This window comes from Streptomyces spongiae (genome assembly GCF_009377185.1).
Taxonomy (GTDB): Bacteria; Actinomycetota; Actinomycetes; order Streptomycetales; family Streptomycetaceae; genus Streptomyces; species Streptomyces spongiae.
In genome coordinates this window covers 41,994-59,016 of sequence record NZ_VJZC01000012.1, presented here as the reverse complement: position 1 = coordinate 59,016, position 17,023 = coordinate 41,994, and the positions used below count along the sequence as shown (strand labels likewise).

Below are 17,023 nucleotides of genomic sequence, written 5' to 3'. Positions count from 1 at the left end.
GAGCCCCAACTCAGCGAGGTCCTGCGAGGGCTGGGCCCACACCGCGCACCCCGTGACCCCGGAACCCCGGCCTCGCCACCCCGTACGGACAGGTGAGCACGGCCTCCTTGCGCGAGCCCTGAACGACGGGAGACTCCGGCCCCGCTCGCCCGCGCGGCGGGGAAGCCGTGCGCTTCCGGCGTGCGCGGCCCGTGCTCGCGGAGGAGCGTGGTGGTGTGGGATGGGTGCGCGCCGAGTGGCTGCGCCGGGACCTGGACCGGCGGAGCTGGTTGCGGGGCGCGCCGCCACCGGTGTGGGTGCGGGTGCTGCCGGTCGCGCTGCTGGTGGGCGTGTGCGCGGCCTCGTTGCTCAGCAACGATCCACTCGACATCGGTTTCCTGCTCGGTGCCATCCCGCCGCTGGCCGTGTTGTCGTACGGGCCCCTGGCCACCGCCGTCCTCGGCGGCCTGGTGATCGTCCTGCTGCACATCCCGGCCCTGCAACTGGACCGCCCGGGCAACACCGACCTGCTGACCATCGTCTTCGTCGCCGTGCTGAGCGTGTTCGTGTCGTTCGTACGCAGTCACCGCGACGCCCAGCTGGTCACCGAGCGCGCGGTCGCCGTGGCCGCCCAGCGGGCCGTCGCGCCGCCGCTGCCGGAGCGGGTGGGGCCGGTGCGCTGTACCGGCCTGTACCGAGCGGCGCAGCGCGGGACGCTGGTCGGTGGTGACTTCTTCGACGTGCGTGAGGGCCCGTACGGCGTCAGGGCGGTGATGGGTGACGTCCAGGGGCACGGTCTGTCGGCCGTCGCCACGGTCGCGGCACTGCTCGGGGCGTTCCGGGAGGCGGTGCTCGACCAGCGGGACCTGGGGGCGGTCGCGGCCCGCCTGGACCGCAGACTGGTGGTGGACTCCGCCGCCGTACAGCACGCCGAGTTGTTCGCGACCGGCGTGTTGCTCGCGTTCTCGGCCGACGCCCGCGCGGTGCGGATCGTGGCCTGCGGTCACCCGCCCCCGCTGCTGCTGCGCGACAGGCGGGCCACCGAGCTCGCGGTCGAGCCGGGGATGCCGTTCGGGCTCGGCCTGGGCGACGCCTCCCCGCCCATTGAGCTCACGGTGGAACTGCGGCCAGGTGACCGGCTGTTCCTGGCGTCCGACGGCGTGTCCGAGGCCAGGGACGACAGCGGTGCCTTCTATCCGCTGACCGACCGGGTGGCCGACCTCGACGATGACGATCCGGTGGCGCTGACCGAGCACGTCTGGGCCGATCTGGTCCGCCACTGCGGCATCGTCCAGGACGACGCGACGATGCTCGTGCTCGCACCGGAGCACGAGGACCTCCGTTGACCACCGCATGCCATTGACGACCACATGCCGTTGACCACCGCGTGCCCCCTTCAGCGACGCTCCCCCTCCCCCTCGGCGTCGATGTGCGGCAGCACCTTGTCCAGCCAGTGAGGCGTCCACCAGGCGTGCCGGCCCATGAGGGTCATCACCGCGGGGACGAGGAGGAGACGGACGACCGTGGCGTCGATCAGCACGCTCACCGCCAGCCCGAGGCCGAGCATCTTGACCACGATGTTGTCGCTGATGATGAACGCCGCGAACACGCTCACCATGATCAGGGCCGCGCAGGTGATGACCCGTGCCGTGATCTCCAGCGCGTGCGCCACCGCGTCCTGGGCGTTGCCGGTGCGCAGCCACGCCTCGCGGACACGGGAGAGGAGGAAGATCTCGTAGTCCATGCTGAGCCCGAAGATGATCGCGAACATCATCATCGGGACGTAGCTCTCGATCGGCACCTTGCCGTGGACGCCGAGCGCGGGCCCGCCCCAGCCCCACTGGAAGACGGCGACGACCACGCCGTACGAGGCGGCGATCGACAGCACGTTGAGGACGGCGGCCTTGACCGCGACCAGCAGACCGCGGAAGACGACGAGGATGATCAGGAAGGCCAGCGCGACCACGACGGCGATGATGAGGGGCAGCCGGCTCGCGACGATGTCCCGGAAGTCGACCTGGGCCGCCGTGGTGCCTGTGACGTACCCCTTGGCGTCGGTGCCGGAGACCGCGTCGGGCAGGGTCGTGTCCACCAGGCGGTTGACGAGGTCCGTGGTGTCGGCGTTCTGCGGGGACTTCGTCGCGTAGACCGTGGAGATGAGGACGTCCCCGTCCTGGGTGGCGGTCAGCGGGGTGACGGCCTCGGCCCCGTCGACGCCGTCGAGCGTCTTCTGCGCCTGGCTCTGCAGGGACGAGCGCTCCGACGACGGTACGGACGTCTGGTCGATGACGACCGTGAGAGGGCCGTTGGAGCCGGGCCCGAAGGCGTCGGTCATCAGGTCGAAGGCACGCCGGTCCGTGAACGACGTGGGGTCGGCGCCGTCCCCGATGTGGCCGAGCTGGATCCAGAACACGGGAATGGCGAGGACGACCACCGTCGTGACACCGCCCGCGAGGAACCACCACGGGCGGCGCTCCACGCGTTGCGCGTAGCGGTGCCAGGTGCCCTGCGGCTGAGCGCCCTCCCCGGTACCGATCTCGGCGACGGGGCGGCGGACGTGGTACCGGTCGATGTGCCGGCCGATGAGCCCGAGCAGGGCCGGTACGAGCGTGAGGGCCCCGAGGACGGCCGACACCACCGTCACGGCGGCGGCGATGCCGAGCTTGCCGATGAAGGAGACGCCGGACACCCACAGGCCCAGGAGGGCGACGATCACCGTGCAGCCGGAGACGAGTACGGCGCGACCGCTGGTGGCGGTGGCGTGGCCGGCCGCGCGCTCCGGGTCCATGCCGTCCATGAGGTTCTGCCGGTGACGGGTGATCAGGAACAGGGCGTAGTCGATGCCGACACCGAGCCCGATCATGGTGGCCAGGGTCGGGGACACCGTGGCGAAGACGAAGCCGGCGGCGAGCAGCCCCAGGCAGGCGAGACCCACGATGACGCCGACGAGGGCGGTGACCAGGGGGAGGACGGCGGCGATCACGCTGCCGAAGCCGATGAGGAGGACGACGATCGCCACCCCGAAGCCGATCAGTTCGCTCACCCGGTCGTCGGCGGCCGGACGCGCCAGTTCGCCGAGCTGTCCGCCGTACTCGACCTGGGCGCCGGCGGACCGCAGCGGCTGTACGGAGCTGTCCACTCCGTCGAGGTAGCCGTCGCCGAGCAGGGAGGGCTGCTCGTTGAAGCGGATGGTGATGTACGCCGTCTTCTTGTCCGTCGACAGGGGGCCGACGTTCGGCTGCTGGGAGTCGCCCGACGGCTGCGAGCCGGACGCGGTGAGCGGGTTCTGGACCGACAGGACGTGCGGCAGCTTCTGCAGATCGCCGACGGTCTGGGACATCTGGGAACTCAGCGAGGTGAGCTGCTTCTGCGCGTCGTGCACGACGATCTGGCTGCTGTAGCCGCCGGCCGACGGATCGTGCTCCTTGAGCACGTCGAGGCCCTGCGTGGACTGCACGTCCGACAGGGCGAAGTCGTCCGAGTAGTCCCCGCCGACGGAGCGGTCCAGCACTTGCAGGGCCACGAGGGCCGCGAGCCAGACGACGATGACGACCACGAAATGGCGGGCGCACCACCGGCCGAGTCGGCGCAGCCTCCCCTCTGAGGCCTGCTCACCGCCCTCTGCACGGGAAGGGGTTGCACGCATGGGTCGGCCTCTCCAGCAGGAGACACGTCGGGCATCAGTCATTAAATGCCCCAGCCGTCACTCCAGCATCTCGGGCGACACCGCGGCGCGGGAGGGTGGTGGCGTCGAGAGCGTTGACATGTACGCACCCCCAACGGGACGCTGAGAGCGCTCTCAAAAAAGTACGGACCAAACCCCCACTACGGCTCTCGTACAGGAGGCGGAGAGTGCTGACCGAACGACTCAAGCACCGAACCCTGGCCGTCACCGCGGCGCTCGGCATGGCTCTCGCACTGGCGGTCGCCCTGCCCGAGTCGGATGCGCCCGCCCACGCGGCGGTCCCCGACACCATCCCCCTGAAGATCACCAACAACTCGGGCCGGAGCGAACCGGTCTACGTCTACACCCTCGGCACCCAGCTCTCCTCGGGCCGGCAGGGCTGGGCCGACGCGGGCGGCGCGTTCCACGCGTGGCCCGCCGGCGGCAACCCGCCCACCCCGGCACCGGACGCCTCCATCGCCGGTCCGGCCGCGGGACAGTCGAAGACGATCCAGATCCCGAAGTTCTCCGGGCGGATCTACTTTTCCTACGGCCGGAAACTCGACTTCAGGCTGACCACGGGCGGACTCGTGCAGCCCGCCGTGCAGAACCCGAGCGACCCGAACCGCGACATCCTCTTCAACTGGTCCGAGTACACGCTGAACGACTCCGGGCTGTGGCTCAACAGCACCCAGGTCGACATGTTCTCCGCGCCGTACGCGGTCGGCGTGCAGCGCGCCGACGGCAGCACGACCAGCACGGGCCACCTCAAGCCGGGCGGCTACAACGGCTTCCTCAACACCCTGCGGGGCCGGCCGGGCGGCTGGGCGGGCCTCATCCAGACCCGCTCCGACGGCAGCGTCCTGCGCGCGCTCTCCCCGCTCTACGGGCTGGAGAACGGCGCGCTGCCGAGGTCCGTGATGGACGACTACGTCAACCGTGTCTGGCAGAAGTACGCCACGACGACCCTGACGGTCACCCCGTTCGCCGACCAGCCCGGCACGAAGTACTACGGCCGGGTGTCGGGCAACGTCATGAACTTCACCAACGGCGCCGGAGCCGTCGTCACCAGCTTCGAGAAGCCGGACGCGGGCAGCGTCTTCGGCTGCCACAAACTGCTCGACGCCCCGAACGACCAGGTGCGCGGCCCGATCTCCCGCACCCTGTGCGCGGGCTTCAACCGGTCCACCCTGCTCGTCAACCCCAACCAGCCCGACGCCACCTCGGCCGACTTCTACAAGGACGGGGTGACCAACCACTACGCCGCCGGGATCCACGCGCAGATGGCCGACGGCAAGGCGTACGCCTTCGCCTTCGACGACGTCGGCAACCACGAGTCGCTCGTCCACGACGGCGCCCCGCGGCAGGCGTGCCTCACGCTGGATCCACTGAGCTGAGCCCGTCAGGTACCCTCCGGGACATGCGGATCTCCGTCTCCTCCGACATGGACGAACCCGTGGCGCGCTTCCTGCTCGCGGAGCTGCGGGGTCGCGGCCACGAGGTGGTGGCGCACGGGGCGCTGAGTCCCGGCGACGACCCCCAGTGGGCGGCCTGTTCGGAGGCGGCCGCCCGAGAGGTCGCCTCCGGGACGTCGGACCAGGCGGTCGTGTGCTGCTGGACCGGCACGGGCGCGTCGATCGCCGCCAACAAGGTGCCGGGTGTCCGGGCGGCCCTGTGCACGGACGCGTACACGGCGGACGGCGCACGCCGCTGGAACGACGCCAACGCGCTGGCGCTCAGCCTGCGGCTGACGTCCGAGCCGCTGCTGAGGGAGATCCTCGACGCCTGGTTCGCCGCCGACGCCAGCGAGGACGCCGACGACCGGGCGAACGTGGACCGCGTCGGGCGGCTCGACGAGGGCAGGACCGCCTCCTAGAAGGCGACCACGTCCGCCAGGTCGAAACCGGCGTCCGCGAGGACCGTCGCCGCCGCTCCGCGGCCGACCTGCGCGAGACCGACGAGCAGGTCGTCGCAGTCGATGAGGTCGCCGCCACCTCCTTCGGAGCGTGACTCCGCGAGGGCGATCGCCTTGCGGGAGTAGGGCGTCCACGCGATCCGCTCGGCCGCCTGGGAGGCCCCCATGCTCAGCCGGGTCGCCACGGAGTGGTGGACGGTCTCGGGCTCGACCCCGACGTCCCGCAGCAGCCGGGTGGCGCTGTTGTCCTCCACCGTGAGCCCCCACAGGAGGTGCTCGGTGCCGATGTAGTTGTTGCGGTTCTGCACGGCCGCCCGCTTGACGTGCGCCATCGCCTTGCGGAGGTCTTCCGTCATCGTCTCGGGGCTGTAGCGCTTGTGGGGGGCGTGGAAGCGCTGCTGCACGGCCTGCCGGGTCACGCCGAGCGCCGCGCCGACGTCCGTCCACGAGCACCCGTGCATACGGCAGTGCTCGACGTAGTCCTCGACCAGGTCGTCCGCCAGCGCCTGGAGTTGACCCGATATCTGTGCGGCCGCCGTCAACAGGGCGAGCCAGTCCGGTTGTTCCTGCCCGTCGGCGCGGTGCGCGGTGGCGCAGGTTCGGTCCACTTCGGCGATGAGGTCGTCAAGATCCGGGAGAGGCATGACGCAAGTACGCCTTGACAGTTCGGAATTGTCAAGGCGTACTTGCCCCATGCTCCTTCGCCGCGCACCCACCCGGCGGGCGGCGGGTCACCGCTTGTACGCCACTCCCCCGTACACGTCCGTGGGAACCGGGCTCGTGCCGGGCTCCGGGCGCCACAACGGGCAGGAGACGATGCCGGGTTCGAGCAGTTCCAGGCCCTCGTAGTACGCGGCGAGCTGTGCCGGACTGCGCAGGACGTAGGGGACGGCGCCGGTGTCGTCGTAGCCGTCCTGGGCGCGCTTCAGCTCCTCGTCGGTGTCCGTGCTGTCGTAGTGCACGAAGTAGCTGCCCGGGGGGAGCGCGGCCTGGAGGCGGCTGACGATCGACTTGGCCTCCTCGTAGTCCTGGATGTGCCCGAGGATGCCCATGAGCATCAGGGCCACGGGCTTGTCGAAGTCCAGGATCTTGCCCGCCGCCTCGAGGATGTTCTCGGGGTCGTGCAGGTCGGCGTCGACGTAGTCGGTGACGCCCTCGGCGGTGCTGGTGAGCAGGGCCTGGGCGTGACGCAGGACGAGGGGGTCGTTGTCGACGTAGACGATGCGGGACTCGGGGGCGACCTTCTGGGCGACCTGGTGGGTGTTGTCGTACGTGGGCAGCCCGGTGCCGATGTCGAGGAACTGCCGGATGCCGCGTTCCCGGGCCACGAAGGTGACCGTGCGGATCAGATAGACCCGGGACGCCTTCGCCATCGTCTCGATGTTCGGGGCGATCTCGTGGTAGGCGTCACCCGCGATGCGGTCGACCTCGTAGTTGTCCTTCCCACCCATCCAGTAGTTCCAGATGCGGGCCGAGTGCGGCACCGTGGTGTCGATCTTCGACAGGGCTTCCTGGTCGGGGGTGGGACGGCCGTCTGTCATGGGGGGTCTCCTGCCTCGCATCGCGGTCATCGCAAACCTACCGTCAACTTCCGTGCCATTCACCAGAGTTGGTACTCCTGAGCAGGGTGGGCGCGGATGGGGTTCGCCGGCTCCCCGACGTCGAGGGTCACCACGGGCACGTACTGGGCGAGGGTCACGAACACGCGGACGTACGCCGCCGCGGCGTCCACCGCCTCCTCGCCGTGCTGCCGCGCGCGTGCGGCGGGGAGCGACGCGGTGAGGTGCAGCATGACTCCGTCGCGCTCGGCCACTGCCTCGGCGAAGTCGAGGGCCTGGATCCAGGTGACCCGGGAGCGTCCGCGGCGCAGCGGTCCGTAGACGAGTTCCCTGATGATGCTGCCGTCGACGGCGAGGCGGCCCGGGGCGGAGAGGAGCTCGCGGTAGGGCCGGGTGGGATCGAGGTGGTGCGGTGTCGTCGGCATACGGCGGACCAGAAAGCCGAGGTGGGCGAGGTCCGCGACGAGGTCGTCCCTGCGGGTGCCTTCATGGCCCTCGACGATCACGGTCCGGTACCGGGTGAGGAGATGCGGCGGGGTCATCCCCGCCCCTCGGGAGCGGCCCGGCCCCGGCAGCCCGGGCCTCCGCCGGGCGGCACGGCTCGTCCCGGGTCGCGCGGCGGCATACGCATGCCGCTCCCTTCGACTGATACCGGGCGGGTGACAACTCTCCCAGTGTGGGCGGCACCTCCGAACCGCGGAAGTGCGCGTACGAGTTGTCCGGTTGTGCGGGCGTAGTGGCGGAGCGGCTGCTTCCGCTGGTCGGAGCCGCCGCCACGACGCCCGCACCGGTCCGGGCGCCCGGGCCCGCTCAGGCGATCAGGAAGTCCGCCTGACCCGCCTTCGCCCCGTCCAGGAACGAGACCATCTCGTCCCGCGAGTAGACCAGGGCGGGGCCGGCCGGGTCCGTGGACTGCCGGAAGGCGACGCTGCCGTCGGGCAGGCGCTTGGCCTCGACGCAGGAGCCGCCGTTGGTGCCGCTCCAGGGCTTGTGCCAGCCCTCGGTGCCGAGGTCGCGCGCGGGCATGCCGTTGTAGATGGGGCCGTCGGTTGCCATGTCACAGCTCCTTACGCAGTGCTGCCAGGATGTCCCTCGTACGGGAGACCGGTTCCGCCTGCACGGACATCCGGTCCAGTATTTCCAGGTAGGTGACGACGTCGTCGGGCTGGTCGACGTACTGGGAGCCCGCGAGGCTCTCGGTGTAGACGATGTCCGGGAGTTCGGAGAAGCCGAACCGGAAGTAGTGGAAGGGGCCGAAGGCTCCCGGGTGGGGTCCGGCGGCGAAGCGCATGATCTGGATCCTGACCCGCGGGCTCGCCAGTATCTCGGTCAGGCGGTCGATCTGGGCCCGCATCACCTCCAGGCCGCCGACGGGCCGGCGCAGCACCGTCTCGTCGAGGATGGCCCAGATCGCGGGTGCCTCCGGCTTGGCCAGCAGGTCCTGGCGCCTCAGGCGCAGCGAGACCCGCCGTGCGATGTCCTCCTCGGTCGCGTTGGGGAAGCCGACGCGCATGAGTGCGGCGGCGTAGTCCGGGGTCTGCAACAGGCCGGGGACGTACTGGGGTTCGTAGAGCCGGATGACCGCGGCTTCACTCTCCAGGCTGACGTAGGCGCTGAACCACTCCGGCAGGACGTCGCGGTACTTGTACCACCAGCCGGGCTGGTTGGCCTCGCGAGCGAGGGAGACGAAGTCCTCGATCTCCTTGGCCGATACCCCGTAGGTGCGCAGCAGCTCCTTCACGTAGGGGATGCGGAGGCCGACCTCGGCCTTCTCCATGCGTCGGACCGTCAGTGCGGTGACCTCGATGGCCCGCGCCGCCTCCTCGAAGGACACTCCGGCCTGTTCGCGCAGCTGCCTGAGCCGCTTGCCGAGCACCATGCGCAGGACGGTGGGGGCCGCCGGGGCGCCGCCTCCTGAGCGGGTCTCACTCACGTGCTGCCTCCCGGGACGGGATTCACAGCGTGCAGTGTGCCACGCCGTCTGTTGACACCGACAGGTCCTTGCAGTTCATTCTGAAATTATCAGAACGCTGGTTGCGAGCTGAGTCTGTCGGCCACCATAGTGATCGAGTGACCTGGCGCACATTCGCGGCAGCGTCGATCGAACTCATCCGGCCCGCCCGGGAGTTGGCGCCTGGGCTGGACCGGTCAAGCCGCACGCCGACATGGAGCGAGACCTGGATGGTCGCCGTGACGAACGGACAGCCAAGAAGCTTGGGCAGGGGTGCCAGGGACTCTGGTGGGCCCAACAAGGCGTTGGCGGCCGCCCTCAAGGAAGCGGGGTGCTCGTACGCCTCGCTCGCCCTCCGGGTCAACGAACTGGGCCGCTGCCAGGGCGCGGACACCAACTACGACAAGGCGTCCGTCACGCGCTGGCTCCAGGGCCAGCAGCCCCGCGGCAACACGCCGGAGGTCATCGCGGCGGTCCTCGGCGAGCGCCTCGGGCGCCAACTGACGCCCGCCGACCTCGGTTTCCCGCTCGACGGCGGACGGCCCGTCGTGGGGCGGGCACTGGTGTACGGGGAGAACGTGGCGGAGACACTGCACACCCTGGTCGAACTCGGTTCCACCGACATCGCCCGGCGGACCCTGCTGGGAGCGGTCCCCTTCGTGCCGGGCGCCCTGATCAACCCTCAACGGGCCTGGTTGTTATGGCTGGTGGAGACGACGACCGAGGAGACCGCCACCTGGCCGGCACCCGTGTCCGACGCGGGGCCCGTGGAGCAGGTCCACGCCATGATCGCCATGTTCGACGAGATGGACAACCACTACGGCGGCGGTGGGGTGCGCACGAGCATCGTGCAGTACCTGTCGGCCGAGGTGGTCCCCCTGCTGCAGCAGCGCGGCACGACACCGCGGCAGCGGCGGGAACTGTTCGCCGCCGGGGCGAGGCTCGCGGCGATGGCGGGCTGGAGTTCGTACGACGCCGGGGAGTACGGACTGGCCCAGCGCTACATGACGCAGGCGCTGCGGCTGTGCGCGGAGGGCCGCGACCATGTACTGGGTGGGCAGATCCTCGCGGGTCTGTCCCACCTGGCGACCAGCCTGGGCCGGCCCGACGAGGGGGCGGCGCTGGCCCGGGCAGGTATCGCCACCGCGCGTGACACCGGCAGTCCGCTCGGGCTGATGCGTCTGTACGCGATGTCGGCGCGCGCCCACGCGGCGCTCGGCCGGCCGCGTGAGACCTCTGCCGCCCTGCGCGCCGCCGAGAAGCAGTTGGACGCGAGCCGCGGGGCCGCGCAGGAGTCCCCGTGGGTCCGTTTCCTCGACCACCACTACCTACAGGCCGAGTCCGCCGTGTGCTTCCGCGATCTGGGGCTCGCCGCGCAGGCCGAACAGACCGCGAGCGAGTCCGTTCGCGCGCACGCCGACCGCCGTCGGCGCCAGGCCATCAGCCGGTCGGTGCTGGCGACGGCGCACCTCCAGCAGAACCGGCTGGACGAGGCCGTCGCCACGGCCACCGAAGCGCTCGACGCGCTGAGCGGCGTCCACAGCGAACGGTCCATCCAGGCCCTGCGCGACTTCCGGGGGCGCCTGGCGTCCCGCCGCAAGGAGCCGCTCGTGCGGGAGTTCGAGCAGAGGTCGCGGATGGTGTTGGGGGTGGCGGCGTGACTTCTGTGGATACAGCCCACATCACCACGATCCCGCAATCGAAGGAGACACACGATGACGGCAGCCAGTGTCGGTGTACGTCGCCGCCGGATCCCTGCCACGTTGTTAGCCGGCCGGGTGACGTTCCCTTGATCTCGTTCAGCAGGCACGCCCCCGTACGGGAGCACGCACTCGCCGACGAACTGGTCCGCAGGATCGAGGAGGAGCACCGGCTGGCCCGTGAGGCACGGTCGGTGTCCGCCGCGCTCGGCCGGCACCGCATCACCCGCTGCCGAGAGGCCAACGCGGAGGCCCTCAGAGCCCTGGTCGCCCGCCACGGCTGGCCCACCTCCGACATGGTCGGCGAAGCCGCGTCGACGGCCGCGCTGCTGATCCTGCTGCACGCCTCGCACCTGGGCTTCCAGCTCACCTGCCGCGACCTGATCGCGGAGGCCGTCGCGGACGGTGCCTGCCCGGCTGTGCACCACGCGTACATCGCCGACCACTGCGCGGTCGAGCTGAGCCAGCCGCAGTTCTACGGCACACGCATCAACCCCCGTACGCTCCACCCGTACCCGATCCGCCACCCCCAGACCGTCGACGAGCGCCGCCATGATGTGGGTCTCGGCCCGCTGGACGACCATCTGCGGGCGCTGCGGGGCGGACTGCGGCAGTACGGAACGCGCGACGCGGAACCCGGTGTCGCCGATCAGTGAGGTCGCGAGGCGCGAGGCCGCCGCGGTCCGGCCTCAGTGGCCGCTGATCGCCCGTGGCGTGTAGGACCGTTCGAGATCCTCGATCTCCTTGTCGGTGAGGTCGATGTCGGGGGCGGCCACCGCGTCCTCGATGTGCCGCGGTTTGCCGGCGCCCACGATGGGGGCCGTGCTCCGGCGCAGCAGCCAGGCGAGGGCGATCCGCGCGCGGGGGACGCCGCGTTCGGTGGCGATACGGCCGACGGCCTCGACGATGTCGCGGTCGCCGTCCCGGTAGAGGGTGCTGCCGAACTGGTCCGTGCGGCTGCGTTCGGTGGTGGTGTCCCACTCGCGGGCGAGGCGGCCCCGGGCGAGCGGGCTCCAGGGCAGGACGGCGACGCCCTGGTCCTCGCACAGCGGCAGCATCTCGCGCTCCTCCTCGCGGTAGAGGAGGTTGTAGTGGTTCTGCATGGAGACGAACCGTGTCCAGCCGTTCAGCTTCGCCGTGTACTGGAGCTTGGAGAACTGCCAGGCGTACATCGAACTCGCCCCGATGTAGCGGGCCTTGCCCGCCTTGACCACGTCGTGCAGGGCCTCCATGGTCTCCTCGACGGGAGTGCCGGGATCGAAGCGGTGGATCTGGTAGAGGTCCACGTAGTCGGTGCCCAGGCGGCGCAGGCTCTTGTCGATCTCCGTCATGATCGCCTTGCGGGAGAGGCCGTGGGCGTTGGGTCCCTCGTGCATGGCGCCGTACACCTTGGTCGCGAGGACGATCTCCTCACGCGGTGCGTACTCGGCGAGCGCCCGGCCGACGATCTCCTCACTGGTGCCGTCGGAGTAGACGTTCGCGGTGTCGAAGAAGTTGATCCCGGCCTCCAGCGCCTGACGGATCAGCGGACGCGACGCCTCCTCGTCCAGCGTCCAGGTGTGAGCACCGCGATCGGGCAACCCAAAACTCATGCAGCCCACGCAGATCCGTGACACGTCCAGACCCGTCGAACCGAGCTTCACGTACTGCATCGTCGCCACTCCTGTCATCGGGGGTGCTCCTGGGGAGCAGCGTACGGCGGCCGTCAGACGCGGTAGCGGCGCAGGGCCGGTGTCGTCGTGGCCAGCAGGAGCATCGCCGCGACGACGAGGAGGCCGCCGCCCGCGACGGCCGCGCGGGGGCCGAAGACCGAACCGGCGGTGCCGTGCAGGACGTCGGCGAGGCGTGGGCCGCCCGCGACGACGACCGTGAAGACGCCCTGCATTCGGCCGCGCATCTCGTCGGTGGCGGCCGAGAGGAGGATCGCGCCTCGGAAGACCATGGAGACCATGTCGGCGGCCCCGGCGACGGCGAGGAACGCCACCGCGAGCCAGAGGCTCGTGCTCAGTCCGAACCCGGTGATCGCCACGCCCCAGGCCACGACGGCCGCGATGACCATGAGCCCGTGCCGGCGCGCACGGGAGAACGTGCCCGAGAAGAGCCCGCCGAGCACGGCCCCGATGGGTATGGCCGCGAACAGCAGCCCCAGCGCGAGGCCCTCCCCGTAGGGGGCGTACGTCTCGGCGGCGAGTTGGGGGAAGAGGGCGCGGGGCATGCCGAGGACCATCGCGATGATGTCGGCGAGGAAGGACAGCAGCAGCACCTTGTGCAGCGAGATGTAGCGGAAGCCCGCGGCCACCTCGCGCCAGCCCGCCCGCCGCCCGGAACCGGGAGTGGTCAGGGGCGGGAGCGCGGGGAGTCGTACGACCGCCCAGACCGTCACGCACAGGGCGAGGGCGTCGATCAGGTAGAGCTCCGCGAGGCCGATGACCGGGATGAGGGCGCCGGCCAGGAGCGGGCCCGCCACGAGGCCGGTCTGCATGACGGTCGAGCCCAGCGCGTTGGCCGCGGCGAGTTCGTCGGCGGGCACCAGGCGGGCGATGGAGGCGTTGCGGGCCGGTGAGTTCAGTCCGAAGAAGGCCTGCTGGAGGGCGAGCAGGACCATCAGCACCGCGACCGAGTCGAGTCCGGTGAGGGCCTGGAGCCAGAAGAGGACCGAGGTGACGGCGATGCCGATGTTGGTGATCAGCATGAGCGTGCGGCGGTCCATGCTGTCGGCGACCGCGCCGCCCCACAGTGCGAAGACCATCAGCGGCAGGAGTCCGGCGAGGCTCGCGTAGCCGACCCAGGCGGAGGATCCCGTGATGTCGTAGATCTGCTTGGGTACCGCGACGGCGGTCAGCTGGCTGCCGACCGCCGTGACGATGGTCGAGGACCACAGGCGACGGTAGGCGGGGCGGCGCAGCGGGCGCGTGTCCATCGCCCAGCGGCGCCACCCTCGGCCGGGGGACTTGTCCGGCTCGCCCACGCCGCTTCCCCCGTCGTCCGGCACCGCCGCACTGCCGGTACCGCCGTCCTGTCCCGTATCCCTGCTCGCGCTGTTCTCGCTCGTGTCCACCGGCGTCCTGGTTGCTCGCTACAACTTTCGGTACGGGGCATCACTATCGCAGGGCGCGGCCACGGGACAGGGCCCGGGATCAGGCTCCGCCACCCCCGGCGCTGAACGGGCCCTCCAGTGCCGCCCACTGGAGCAGCATGATGGTCTTCGCGTCGGCGATCTCGCCCGAGCGGATCATCTCCAGGGCCCGGCGGAAGGGCAGTTCGACGATCTCGATGTCCTCGCCCTCCTCGTCCAGTCCCCCGCCCTCGTGCGTACGGGTCGACGGGCCATACGAGGCCGCGTAGAAACTCACGCGCTCGGTGACGGAACCGGGGCTCATGTAGACGTCGAAGACGTGCTGGATCTCGCCGATGGTGTGGCCCGTCTCCTCGACGACCTCGCGCCGCACGGCGATCTCGGGGTGCTCGTCCTCCTCGTCGAGCAGCCCGCCGGGCGTCTCGACCAGCATCCCGTCGGGGTGGCCGTTGACGTACACGGGGTAGCGGAACTGCCGGGTGAGCAGCACGGTCCGGCGCTCGGCGTCGTACAGCAGCATGGTGGCGCCGTTGCCCCGGTCGTGGGTCTCGCGCTCCTGGGTTCGCCAGGTGCCGTCGGCGTGCCGGAAGTCGAAGGTCGTGGTGCGTTCCACGTACCAGTGGCAGGACAGCAGCCTGACGTCCCGCACCCTGACCCGTGGATTGCCCGTCAGGTCCCGCCCTACGCGGTCGAGACCCGTGCGGCCGCGGCGGTCCGGGGTGTCGATACCCGCGGTCATCGGGTGCGGGCCGGGTACGTGCGGGGAGTCCCCGGGACGGCGTGCGAGCAGGGAGAACACGGTGAGGAGGGGGAGCAGGCGCAGTTGAACTTGGTCATGCCCGCTTCTACCATTCCCCTCCGGTCGGTGTCAGGCGTTCCCCGCACGGGTCGGGTCGGACGCGGAGGCATCGCGCTGGTGCCGGGCCAGTGTGTGCGCGACGTCGCGCGTCGCCGGATACAGGCGGAGGTAGAGCTCGTACAACTCCTCGTACCGGGACCGGAGCCGTGGATCGGGTGTGACGCGCTCGCGTACGGGGTTCCAGGCGTCCATGTCCGCCGCTCCGAGCGCGCTCGCGGCCAGGTACGCGGCGCCGTAGCTCGCCCCGAGAGTGACGCTCCTGATCTCCTGCTCCAGGCCGGTGACGTCGGAGACGACACGCGTCCACAGTCCGCCGCGGGTTCCGCCGCCGACCGCCACGACACGGTCGATGCGGGCACCGGCGGCGCGCATCGCCTCGACGTTGTGCCGCACGCCGAAGGCCGTGGCCTCGAGGGCGGCGCGATAGAGGTCGCCGCGCGTGTGCTCCACCGTCAGTCCTGCGATCAGGCCGCGTGCGTCCGGGTCGGCGACAGGGGTCCGCTCCCCGGCGAAGTACGGCAGCATCAGCAGGCCCCGGGCGCCCGGCCCCGACCGCTCGGCCTCCGCGAGGAGCGCGGCGGGTTCGGGCGCGCCGAAGAGCTCCCGCAGCCAGTCGGTGACCATGCCGGAGGTGGCCATGCCGCCCGCGAGGCTGCGGGTTCCCGGCAACGCGCCGACCGTGCTCCACAGTTGGGGCACGAGAACGCGCTCGACGGTGGTGTTGATCAGGAACATGGTGCTGCCATACATGAGCATCAGGTCACCGGTGTGCTGGGCATCCACGCTGAGCGCCTCCGACCAGGCGTCGATGGTGCCGGTGACGACAGGAATGCCGACGGGGAGTCCGGTGGCTGCGGCGGCTTCGGCGGTGACGTGGCCGGCGATGTCCCCGGGCCAGCGCAGAGGCGGGAGTTCGAGATCCGGAGCGATGTGCCGGGCCCACGGGTCGTACCAGCCCTGGGCGAGTGAGTCGTAGAGCGGCACGGCCTGGCTGGCGGAGTGGTGGTCGAGGACGTAGGCGCCGCTCAGCCGGTGGACGAGGTAGGAGCTGGGCATGTACAGCCGCCGGGCACGGGCGGCCACCTCGGGCTCGTGCTCCGTGAGCCAGGCGATCTTCGGGCCCACGGCCTGGGTGGAGAGCACGGAGCCGCAGCGCTCCAGCACCGCGTCCCGGCCCAACTCGCCCTCCAGGCGCGCGATCTGCTCGGTCGCCCGGGTGTCGACGCCGTAGAGGATCGCGGGACGCAGCGGGGTACCCGTCTCGTCGGTGAGGGCGACACAGGGGCCCATGCCGCTGACGCCCACCGCCGTGACCGGCCCACCCGACTCGGTCAACTCGCGGGCGAGGGAGACGAATTCGTCCCACCACACGTGGGCGTCCATCTCGACGTGGCCAGGTCGCGGCCGGCTGACCGTGTGCGGCCGTACGGCCGTGGCGAGCACCGTCCCGTCCTTGTCGACGAGTACCCCTTTGCTGCTGGACGTCCCGATGTCGACTCCGAGTACGGTCATGCGGTCACGGCTCCCTTCACTGCGCGGGTACGGCACTCGGCAATCCTTCCGTTCCAGGGCGGCGACAATGCGGTGCGCCGAACTTGGCGGAGGCAGTGCCTCCGGGACAGCATGCCTGCATGAAGGGTGATCTCTTTTCCAGCGAGCACATGGTGCAACCGGCGTACGCGCCGGGGATGAGCGTGCAGAACGCGAAGACCATCAAGTACGCCCTCAACGGGGAGATGCTCGCGCGGCAGGGGGCGATGATCGCCTACCGGGGGAATCTGCAGTTCGAACGCAAGGGCCAAGGCATGGGCGGCATGCTCAAGCGCGCGGTCACCGGCGAGGGGCTGCCACTGATGACGGTGCGCGGGCAGGGCGAGGCGTGGTTCGCGCACGAGGCGCAGAACTGCTTCGTCGTCGAGATCGACCCGGGGGACGCGCTCACCGTCAACGGGCGCAACGTGCTCTGCTTCGATCCCACACTGGCGTACGAGATCAAGACGGTGAAGGGCGCGGGCGTCACCGGCGGCGGTCTGTTCAACAGCGTGTTCACCGGTCAGGGGAAGCTCGGGCTGGTCTGCGAGGGCAATCCGCTGGTCATCCCCGTGTCGCACCAGCAGCCCGTGTTCGTCGACACCGACGCCGTGGTGGGCTGGTCGGCCCACTTGCACACGTCCCTGCACCGGTCGCAGTCGTTCGGTTCGATGATCCGCGGCGGCTCCGGTGAGGCCGTCCAGCTGAAGCTGGAGGGCGAGGGCTTCGTGGTCGTACGGCCGAGCGAGGCGACCCCGCAGAAGGTCCAACAGCACTGACGTGGGGGTGC

At 70.6% G+C, this 17,023-nt stretch carries 16 protein-coding genes and 1 pseudogene; 6 read left to right on the top strand and 11 right to left on the bottom strand.

Annotation, left to right across the window (positions count from 1 at the left end):
* The first annotated feature begins 215 nt into the window (after positions 1-215).
* The gene (locus tag FNH08_RS03715; RefSeq protein ID WP_407704330.1) at positions 216-1,325 is read left to right on the top strand and encodes a PP2C family protein-serine/threonine phosphatase; all 1,110 of its coding nucleotides are present in this window, start codon (positions 216-218) and stop codon (positions 1,323-1,325) included.
* A gap of 50 nt (positions 1,326-1,375) precedes the next feature.
* Here the strand turns inward: FNH08_RS03715 and FNH08_RS53895 are convergent, their stop codons facing one another.
* Positions 1,376-2,314, bottom strand: a complete 939-nt coding sequence (locus FNH08_RS53895; protein WP_407704329.1) for an MMPL family transporter — start codon at positions 2,312-2,314, stop codon at positions 1,376-1,378.
* Between the two features lie 141 nt (positions 2,315-2,455).
* Positions 2,456-3,625 (bottom strand): annotated as a pseudogene (locus tag FNH08_RS53890) (MMPL family transporter); the annotation flags it as partial.
* Between the two features lie 260 nt (positions 3,626-3,885).
* Between FNH08_RS53890 and FNH08_RS03705 the strand changes: the two are divergent.
* Both FNH08_RS03705 and FNH08_RS03700 read left to right on the top strand, forming a co-directional pair.
* Positions 3,886-5,040, top strand: coding sequence for a glycoside hydrolase family 64 protein (locus tag FNH08_RS03705; RefSeq protein ID WP_152769793.1), 1,155 nt, complete (start codon positions 3,886-3,888; stop codon positions 5,038-5,040).
* Positions 5,041-5,063: 23 nt separating this feature from the next.
* Positions 5,064-5,519 (top strand): RpiB/LacA/LacB family sugar-phosphate isomerase, encoded by a 456-nt coding sequence (locus FNH08_RS03700; protein WP_152769779.1) that lies wholly within the window; start codon positions 5,064-5,066, stop codon positions 5,517-5,519.
* Here the strand turns inward: FNH08_RS03700 and FNH08_RS03695 are convergent.
* The 5 genes from FNH08_RS03695 to FNH08_RS03675 form a co-directional block, all read right to left on the bottom strand.
* The gene (locus FNH08_RS03695; RefSeq protein WP_152769778.1) at positions 5,516-6,202 is read right to left on the bottom strand and encodes a Clp protease N-terminal domain-containing protein; all 687 of its coding nucleotides are present in this window, start codon (positions 6,200-6,202) and stop codon (positions 5,516-5,518) included. The genes FNH08_RS03700 and FNH08_RS03695 overlap by 4 nt on opposite strands.
* An 87-nt stretch (positions 6,203-6,289) precedes the next feature.
* On the bottom strand, positions 6,290-7,099 hold the full coding sequence (locus FNH08_RS03690) for an SAM-dependent methyltransferase (RefSeq protein WP_152769777.1): 810 nt from the start codon (positions 7,097-7,099) through the stop codon (positions 6,290-6,292).
* A 59-nt stretch (positions 7,100-7,158) separates the two neighbouring features.
* Positions 7,159-7,659, bottom strand: coding sequence for a hypothetical protein (locus FNH08_RS03685; protein ID WP_152769776.1), 501 nt, complete (start codon positions 7,657-7,659; stop codon positions 7,159-7,161).
* A 268-nt stretch (positions 7,660-7,927) separates the two neighbouring features.
* Complete coding sequence (locus FNH08_RS03680; RefSeq protein WP_152769775.1) at positions 7,928-8,173, bottom strand: DUF397 domain-containing protein; 246 nt, start codon at positions 8,171-8,173, stop codon at positions 7,928-7,930.
* A 1-nt stretch (position 8,174) separates the two neighbouring features.
* The gene (locus tag FNH08_RS03675) at positions 8,175-8,996 is read right to left on the bottom strand and encodes a helix-turn-helix domain-containing protein (protein WP_152769792.1); all 822 of its coding nucleotides are present in this window, start codon (positions 8,994-8,996) and stop codon (positions 8,175-8,177) included.
* Positions 8,997-9,298: 302 nt separating this feature from the next.
* Between FNH08_RS03675 and FNH08_RS03670 the strand changes: the two genes are divergently transcribed.
* On the top strand, positions 9,299-10,729 hold the full coding sequence (locus FNH08_RS03670; RefSeq protein WP_152769791.1) for a tetratricopeptide repeat protein: 1,431 nt from the start codon (positions 9,299-9,301) through the stop codon (positions 10,727-10,729).
* A 128-nt stretch (positions 10,730-10,857) separates the two neighbouring features.
* Positions 10,858-11,424 (top strand): DUF6624 domain-containing protein, encoded by a 567-nt coding sequence (locus FNH08_RS03665; RefSeq protein WP_152769774.1) that lies wholly within the window; start codon positions 10,858-10,860, stop codon positions 11,422-11,424.
* Between the two features lie 33 nt (positions 11,425-11,457).
* Here FNH08_RS03665 and FNH08_RS03660 read toward each other — a convergent pair whose 3' ends face one another.
* From FNH08_RS03660 to FNH08_RS03645, 4 genes are all read right to left on the bottom strand, one after another.
* The gene (locus FNH08_RS03660; RefSeq protein ID WP_152769790.1) at positions 11,458-12,420 is read right to left on the bottom strand and encodes an aldo/keto reductase; all 963 of its coding nucleotides are present in this window, start codon (positions 12,418-12,420) and stop codon (positions 11,458-11,460) included.
* A 53-nt stretch (positions 12,421-12,473) separates the two neighbouring features.
* A complete protein-coding gene (locus FNH08_RS03655) occupies positions 12,474-13,826 on the bottom strand; it encodes an MFS transporter (RefSeq protein WP_407704326.1) in 1,353 nt (450 codons plus the stop codon).
* 79 nt (positions 13,827-13,905) lie between these two features.
* Positions 13,906-14,583: an NUDIX domain-containing protein gene (locus FNH08_RS03650; protein ID WP_152769788.1), complete on the bottom strand. Its 678-nt coding sequence runs from the start codon at positions 14,581-14,583 to the stop codon at positions 13,906-13,908.
* Positions 14,584-14,712: 129 nt separating this feature from the next.
* Positions 14,713-16,215: an FGGY-family carbohydrate kinase gene (locus tag FNH08_RS03645; RefSeq protein ID WP_152769773.1), complete on the bottom strand. Its 1,503-nt coding sequence runs from the start codon at positions 16,213-16,215 to the stop codon at positions 14,713-14,715.
* 119 nt (positions 16,216-16,334) lie between these two features.
* Here FNH08_RS03645 and FNH08_RS03640 point away from each other — a divergent pair, with 119 nt between their 5' ends.
* Positions 16,335-17,012, top strand: coding sequence for an AIM24 family protein (locus FNH08_RS03640; RefSeq protein WP_152769772.1), 678 nt, complete (start codon positions 16,335-16,337; stop codon positions 17,010-17,012).
* The last annotated feature ends 11 nt before the right edge of the window (positions 17,013-17,023 follow it).

Bases quoted from the DNA above. Each gene is read 5' to 3' on its own strand.
- FNH08_RS03680 (WP_152769775.1), bottom strand. From the start codon at position 8,173: ATGGCAACCGACGGCCCCATCTACAACGGCATGCCCGCGCGCGACCTC.
- FNH08_RS53895 (WP_407704329.1), bottom strand. From the start codon at position 2,314: ATGACCGACGCCTTCGGGCCCGGCTCCAACGGCCCTCTCACGGTCGTC.
- FNH08_RS03690 (WP_152769777.1), bottom strand. From the start codon at position 7,099: ATGACAGACGGCCGTCCCACCCCCGACCAGGAAGCCCTGTCGAAGATC.
- FNH08_RS03700 (WP_152769779.1), top strand. From the start codon at position 5,064: ATGCGGATCTCCGTCTCCTCCGACATGGACGAACCCGTGGCGCGCTTC.
- FNH08_RS03695 (WP_152769778.1), bottom strand. From the start codon at position 6,202: ATGCCTCTCCCGGATCTTGACGACCTCATCGCCGAAGTGGACCGAACC.
- FNH08_RS03685 (WP_152769776.1), bottom strand. From the start codon at position 7,659: ATGACCCCGCCGCATCTCCTCACCCGGTACCGGACCGTGATCGTCGAG.
- FNH08_RS03660 (WP_152769790.1), bottom strand. From the start codon at position 12,420: ATGCAGTACGTGAAGCTCGGTTCGACGGGTCTGGACGTGTCACGGATC.
- FNH08_RS03675 (WP_152769792.1), bottom strand. From the start codon at position 8,996: ATGGTGCTCGGCAAGCGGCTCAGGCAGCTGCGCGAACAGGCCGGAGTG.
- FNH08_RS03650 (WP_152769788.1), bottom strand. From the start codon at position 14,583: ATGACCGCGGGTATCGACACCCCGGACCGCCGCGGCCGCACGGGTCTC.
- FNH08_RS03705 (WP_152769793.1), top strand. From the start codon at position 3,886: ATGGCTCTCGCACTGGCGGTCGCCCTGCCCGAGTCGGATGCGCCCGCC.
- FNH08_RS03640 (WP_152769772.1), top strand. From the start codon at position 16,335: ATGAAGGGTGATCTCTTTTCCAGCGAGCACATGGTGCAACCGGCGTAC.
- FNH08_RS03645 (WP_152769773.1), bottom strand. From the start codon at position 16,215: ATGACCGTACTCGGAGTCGACATCGGGACGTCCAGCAGCAAAGGGGTA.
- FNH08_RS03670 (WP_152769791.1), top strand. From the start codon at position 9,299: ATGGTCGCCGTGACGAACGGACAGCCAAGAAGCTTGGGCAGGGGTGCC.